This window comes from Francisella sp. XLW-1 (assembly GCF_008711455.1).
GTDB classification, from domain to species: Bacteria; Pseudomonadota; Gammaproteobacteria; order Francisellales; family Francisellaceae; genus Francisella; species Francisella salimarina.
This window is the reverse complement of record NZ_VXKP01000014.1, coordinates 1-6,049: the sequence shown is the minus strand read 5'-3', so window position 1 is coordinate 6,049 and position 6,049 is coordinate 1. Positions and strand designations below refer to the sequence as shown.

Sequence of the window (6,049 nt, the reverse complement as noted above, 5' to 3'; positions counted from 1 at the left end):
GTAACATGGGAAAATGGCTTAGATCTAGCTCCTGATGTAATGTATGAGCAAATCAGCAAAAAAGGTCAGTGGATCTTAGAATAAAATTCAATTTGGCGTCAGAGCGCAAGTTCCGGAGGTAAAGGCCTTTTTATGAGTTCTATTTTTATATTTAAAAAGTATAATCACTGACATACATCTGGCATCTTAAGTGCCTTGATTAAATTTGGTGCCTAAAATAACTAATCAGTCAAAAGTATTCTAAATGATACATGTGGTAAGAAAGTTTTATTCTAGGCAAGTTTTACACTTTTAAATAATCATTTATCCTGTAATTAAGCGACTTGTTTTAAATCGTAATTAATATCGTATTTTGTGTTTTTAGCTAATATTGACCAAGCAGTCCTTGCACTCTTATTGGCTAAAGCTATTAATGTTTTACAATAACCAGATCTTAATAATTTCTCTTGAATCCATAAACTCTTTTTATCTGTTTTATTTTTAGCATTAGCAACAACTGCTCTAGCTCCATGAATCAATAATGTTCTTAAATAAGTATTACCTCGCTTACTTATTCCTAACAACTTTGTCTTTTGACCGCTAGAATGTTGTCTTGGAACTAATCCTAAATAAGCTGCAAAATGCCTGCCATTTTTAAAGTTTTTAGGGTCTCCAATAATAGCAAGTATTGCTGTTGCAGATAGATCTCCTATGCCTTCAATACCTAATAATCTTTGACACGATTCATTACTCTTAGCTAGATGTTTAACTTTATTATTATAGGTTTCAATCTTTTTACCTAAATATAAAAATTCCTCATATAAATCACTTATAAAATCTCTAGTAATAATAGTCAAATCATTTTCTAAATCAGCTAATATATCAGGTAAATCTCTATTTAAATTATAAATACTTTTATTTATTGTAATACCATACTCTAATAATAAACCTCTAATTTGATTAGCTAGTTGTGTCCTATTTTTTACTAAACGACTTCTAATCTTATGCAAAGATTGAATATCTTGTTGTTCAACACTCTTTACATCAACATATCTCATACTTGGTCTACTTGCAGCTTCTGCTATAGCTTCAGCGTCATTAGCATCATTTTTATTTGTCTTTACAAATGGTTTTACATATTGTGGTGAGATTAGTTTTACAGTGTGACCAATCTTCGTGAATTCTCTATGCCAATAGTTTGAGCCACCACAAGATTCCATTACAATTGTACACTGCGGTATATTAGAAATTGTTGGGACTAATGTTTCTCTTTTTATCCTTTTTTTATAAACACATTTTCCATTTCTATCATTACCGTGTAGTTGAAAAATATTCTTTGCTATATCTATAGCCAATAAGCTAATATTATTCATATGGATTCCTCATCTGTTTACTTTTCTGTTAACTTAACTATTATAACAGTTAGCTCTTTTGAAGCTTTTAACTCAGGTGAGTGAGTCCATTTAATCAGGCAAGCAGCATAATGAATTAACTAAACAATTTCAAAAGAAATACAAAACTTTTTCTTTTTTATTTTCCTAATCAATCCATAAATTATCAAACTTTTTAGAAGATAATTCAGTATACCTAACCGTATGCTTTATGTTTCTATGTCCTAAATATTGCTGAATAGTTCTAGTATCAATACTATCATTGGCAAGCTTATAACCAGTTGAATGTCTAAGCATATGAGGATGAATAGACATACCTAAATCAGTATTATCTCCAGCTCTAGCTATCATTTTTCTAATGGTAGAATCTGTAAGAGGTGTTTTCCTTTCTGATACAAAAACATAATCAGTTGTTGGATAGTCTCTTTTTAAGCGGCGTAAAGCCCTTAATTCTATTCCTGTTAGAGGTTGTACCGAGTCTATACCATTTTTACGCCTATTTACGCTTATACGCCCAACCTCAAGGTCTATTTGTTGCCATCTTAGAGCTATTAACTCTGATACTCTTAAAGCATGGCGATATGTTATAAGAATTATAGTAGAGTCACGGTGTCCATGTCGACCTAACTTATTTGCAGCTTTCATAAGCTCATTAACTTCTTTTTCTGTCAAAAATTCTCTAGGTCTACGATCTTTATTTTTTTGTTTGATTGGTGGTATATTCATCAAAAATATTAACTTTCCCGAAAAAGACTATTGGGACTATAAAATCATACTTAGAATTTTAAAGGCTTTGAATTTGGTTTTCTAGAGAAACTTTCCCATAAAGGGACTATTTCGGGAATGTTTTATAATCCACCCTACTGATGACTTTTTAGGATTTTGATTTTTAGCATGAGTTGATAGTACATCAAATGTGAAAAGTTATCTAAAAATTTGTTGGTATCAAAAATGTATCGTTTGATGGTACTAATACAATAAATACAGTAAATACAGTAAATATAGTAAATATAGTAAATATAGTAAATATAGTAAATATAGTATTGACATGTACCATTATAATGGTATACTTATGGTAAGTCATATTGGTTTTAAAGTTATGTATAAAGTAAAAAAGACTAAACAATTTAATAAGTGGTTGGAAAACTTAATTCCTATTGAAAAAAAATCAATGGAGAAACTTATAATAAAACTGGAAGTTTTTGGATATATGCTTACTACTGATGATAGTAAGAAAGTAACAGGAAGTAAGTATAAGCTTCGAGAATTAAGATGTAAGACATATGGTAATAGAGCTTATTATTTCTTCTATGGAGATAAAATTTATATCTGCGTTAATGGCGGAGATAAGACAACACAAAAAAGAGATATAAAACAGGCTGAGGTAATAGCTAAAAAAATAATTAAAGGAGATTATGACTATGAGTAATAAAATTCAACTAATAGATTTTAATGATGATTCTCTTTTGAAATCAGGATGGACAAAAGATGAAATCACATCAGTAAGAGAAGAGTATGAGCATGAGCTAAAACTTTTAAAAGAGTACAAAAGTGATATTGCAAAGGAGCTTCAAAATTATAAAGATACTAATGATTTGTCTATACGACAACTTAGAGATCAATTAGGTAGTAAAAGTAATAATTTTGTTCAAGGTATATTAAATGGTACTTCTAATTTAACAGCAGAGACTGTAGTTAAAATAGCTCAATTAGTTGGTAAACAACCGCATGTTGTATGGAAATAAACAAAAACAAAGATTATAATTTAGTAAATACAGTAAATACAGTAAATACAGTAAATACAGTAAATACAGTAAATATAGTAAATATAGTAAATATAGTTATTTTATTTTATTATAGATTTCGTTAAATTTTGAATCATCAATATTGTCTAATGCAGCTAAAGCCATTCTAAGAGTTCCTGATACGCCTTTATCTTTATGACCAAGCTTTATGGTTCTATTAATCTGATTTTCTAGCATATCAATATCTTCTTTGTACATTGTTATAGTTTTTTTTACTGTTATAGTGTCAGGGTCTAGTTTGGGTCTTCCAACTTTTTTATTCTTATTATCATTTATAGTTGTAGCAGAAACCATATCAGGACTTTCATTTAAAAAGTCTTGTCTATCCTCTTTAGATATTGGCTTGTTCATACCTAATTTAATTTTTTTATTAGAAGCCATATATTTCTCTCCCTAAACTATTAATTTCTTCTACTGCTTTTTTATCTATATAATCTAAAATACTTAAACCATTACCAAAAGTTCTCCAATATGCAGATCTATAAAACAGAGTACTTGTAGTTTGTTGGAACTCAGGTAATTCATCTAATATTGCTTTAGCTTCTTTTTCATCATCCATATTAGGGTTTGTAGGCGAATGAGTAAATAATGCGTAAGATTTAAGATTACGATTCATAGCCTTAGCTTTCTTTGTAATATTATTTAAGTCAGGCAATGTGTCTATATCTATCTGCGAAGGTCTAATTGTAGTTATAAAAATATCAGCTATTAATAAACCTGATCTTAATTCTACAGAATCTCTACCACCAGTATCTACTACAATAAAATCATATTTACTATTAAGTTGGCTCAATCCATCATAGATATCTCCACTTAATTGGACTCCTTGTATTTTAAACAAATCAATATAGTTTTTATTTCTTCTTGCTATAGCTTTACTACTTGATAATTGAGGGTCTGCATCTACTAGCAATACATCCTTATTTTTCATTCCTAAGTATGCAGCCATATTAAATGCAGTAGTACTTTTACCTGTACCCCCTTTTTCACCACCAACTAAAATAATCATAATCAATACTCCTTTTTTGTTGACTTTGATCATTATAATACATATTGTATTTAGTGTAAATACAATAAATACAATAAATACAATAAATACAATAAATACAATAAATACAATAAATATAGTAAATATAGTAAATATAGTAAATATAGTAAATATAGTAAATCTACAAGAAATAGTCTAGCGAGAAATCATTTACTTTTTCTGCTAAAGCCTTTTTAAATAGGTAGTCATAGCCACCTTTTTTAATCCTAAAAAATGTTCTTTCAGTTATATTATGCTTTGAGATTATTTTCTTATTTTTAAAGCCCTTAGATTCAAGTTGTAAGTGCGACAATTTTATTTCTAGATTCTACCTCAAGAGGAGTTTTAAATCCAAGACTTTTTCTTGGTCTATTATTTAAGAGTTGCTCAACATGTCTAGCTTGCTCTTCTGAGATATTATTTAGTTTCATACTTTTAGGGAAAAATTGCCTTATCAAACCATTAGTATTTTCATTGGTTCCACGCTGCCAGGATGAGTAAGGATCTGCAAAGTATATGTCTATATCTAGAGCTTGTGAGATTTGAGCATGTTTAGAAAATTCTTTACCATTATCGAAAGTTATCGAATTTGTTTGCCATCTATTGAGAGCCTGTATCCCAATATCTGCAAGGTTTTGAGCATTCTTGCTACCCAATGGTCTTAATCTTGTCAGCTTTGATACTCTATCAACTAGAGTTAACATTGCTCCTTGATGATTCTTTCCTATTATTGTATCGCCTTCAAAATCACCAAGTCTCTCACGATTATCAATAACACAATCTCTTTGCGATATTGAGGTTCTATCTACTATCTGCCCACGCCTATCTTGACTTGCAGCACCTCGCTTACGATAAGTTTTTTGACATCGTAAATAGTTATATAAATCACCACCTTTCGCCTTATCTGCATATATGTATTGATAAATTCTTTCTGGACTTATTACATCTAGCCAACCTCTAGCTTTTAATCCTCCGCTTATTTGTTCTGGTGACCAATAACACTCTTTGATAAGAAACTCAACATAAGCCCAACAAAAATCTCTAATCTGAGTGTTTCCGCACCTCTTTCTTGAGTCTGCTAGAGCTTGAGCTTGTTTAGGTCTATAGTCTCTTCTGCCTGTATTACGAGCTAACTCCTTGTATATACTACTTCGATGACAACCAACCTCTAAAGCTATAAGTGTCTTTGACATACCTGTTTTTAATAGTGCTGATATATGATATCTTTGTTCTTGAGTAAGTTGTTTGTATGGTGATTCCATCTTAATCTCCAGTTGTTTTTTAAGCAAGTGCAACAATAAACAACTTACTTTTTTTGTGCAACAAATATTTTGTCGCACTTACAGCTTGAATCTAAGTCATATAAAAATCTACTATCTTTAATTTGAGATTTTTATATAATCCCCTATGTACTCTAATTCTATTTTTAAGATCAGAAAACTTACCACCATTAAGGTGATTTGTAGTATTTGGAATAGATAAATCAGGAAGATTTTTATATGTAAATAGATAGTCTAAATTAGAGCACAAACTGGCATAAGCTGCTCTTAAATTATAGTGAGTATATGTAGCTTCACCAGTATCATAGTTCACAGTCATTTCATTTAAGAAGTCTTCATATTTACTATGCCAGTCCAGTAGTTTATTGATCATACCCTCCTATTTGGGACACTTATGTGTTAAGAAAAGGAGACAAATATGGGTTACCAAAGATATACAAAAGAATTTAAAAATAATGCAGTTAAATTATGTTTGCAACCAAATGCAAATAGGCAAGAAATAGCAGATAATTTAGGAGTTAAATATAAAACCATTTGCAACTGGATATCTAAAGCTATGTCAAACCT

The 6,049-nt window shown here is 30.0% G+C and carries 10 protein-coding genes; 3 read left to right on the top strand and 7 right to left on the bottom strand.

Features of this window, described 5'->3' with window-relative positions; all coding sequences use genetic code 11:
* Nucleotides 1–314: 314 nt before the first annotated feature.
* Both F3D59_RS09775 and F3D59_RS09770 read right to left on the bottom strand, forming a co-directional pair.
* Nucleotides 315–1,352: an IS110 family transposase gene (locus tag F3D59_RS09775; protein WP_150464758.1), complete on the bottom strand. Its 1,038-nt coding sequence runs from the start codon at nt 1,350–1,352 to the stop codon at nt 315–317.
* Nucleotides 1,353–1,517: 165 nt separating this feature from the next.
* Complete coding sequence (locus tag F3D59_RS09770) at nt 1,518–2,096, bottom strand: tyrosine-type recombinase/integrase (protein WP_150464757.1); 579 nt, start codon at nt 2,094–2,096, stop codon at nt 1,518–1,520.
* Between the two features lie 373 nt (nt 2,097–2,469).
* Here F3D59_RS09770 and F3D59_RS09765 point away from each other — a divergent pair, with 373 nt between their 5' ends.
* On the top strand, nt 2,470–2,799 hold the full coding sequence (locus F3D59_RS09765; protein ID WP_191092479.1) for a type II toxin-antitoxin system RelE/ParE family toxin: 330 nt from the start codon (nt 2,470–2,472) through the stop codon (nt 2,797–2,799).
* The gene (locus F3D59_RS09760) at nt 2,792–3,115 is read left to right on the top strand and encodes a hypothetical protein (RefSeq protein WP_150464755.1); all 324 of its coding nucleotides are present in this window, start codon (nt 2,792–2,794) and stop codon (nt 3,113–3,115) included. The genes F3D59_RS09765 and F3D59_RS09760 overlap by 8 nt, the downstream gene beginning before the upstream one ends.
* A 96-nt stretch (nt 3,116–3,211) precedes the next feature.
* On the opposite strand, the gene F3D59_RS09755 is transcribed toward F3D59_RS09760, so the two are convergent.
* The 5 genes from F3D59_RS09755 to F3D59_RS09740 form a co-directional block, all read right to left on the bottom strand.
* Nucleotides 3,212–3,556 carry a hypothetical protein gene (locus F3D59_RS09755; protein WP_150464754.1) on the bottom strand — a complete coding sequence of 115 codons (345 nt, stop codon included), beginning with the start codon at nt 3,554–3,556 and terminating at the stop codon, nt 3,212–3,214.
* On the bottom strand, nt 3,546–4,184 hold the full coding sequence (locus F3D59_RS09750; RefSeq protein WP_191092478.1) for an AAA family ATPase: 639 nt from the start codon (nt 4,182–4,184) through the stop codon (nt 3,546–3,548). Before F3D59_RS09750 ends, F3D59_RS09755 begins: the two co-directional genes overlap by 11 nt.
* 160 nt (nt 4,185–4,344) lie before the next feature.
* Nucleotides 4,345–4,515, bottom strand: a complete 171-nt coding sequence (locus F3D59_RS09995; RefSeq protein WP_191092477.1) for a hypothetical protein — start codon at nt 4,513–4,515, stop codon at nt 4,345–4,347.
* Nucleotides 4,496–5,464: an IS30 family transposase gene (locus tag F3D59_RS09745; RefSeq protein WP_150464752.1), complete on the bottom strand. Its 969-nt coding sequence runs from the start codon at nt 5,462–5,464 to the stop codon at nt 4,496–4,498. Before F3D59_RS09745 ends, F3D59_RS09995 begins: the two co-directional genes overlap by 20 nt.
* A 91-nt stretch (nt 5,465–5,555) precedes the next feature.
* The gene (locus F3D59_RS09740; RefSeq protein ID WP_150464751.1) at nt 5,556–5,855 is read right to left on the bottom strand and encodes a hypothetical protein; all 300 of its coding nucleotides are present in this window, start codon (nt 5,853–5,855) and stop codon (nt 5,556–5,558) included.
* Nucleotides 5,856–5,900: 45 nt separating this feature from the next.
* Between F3D59_RS09740 and F3D59_RS10225 the strand changes: the two genes are divergently transcribed.
* Nucleotides 5,901–6,049, top strand: a 149-nt coding sequence (locus F3D59_RS10225; protein WP_150464750.1) for a transposase, incomplete at its 3' end; no start/stop codon positions are given.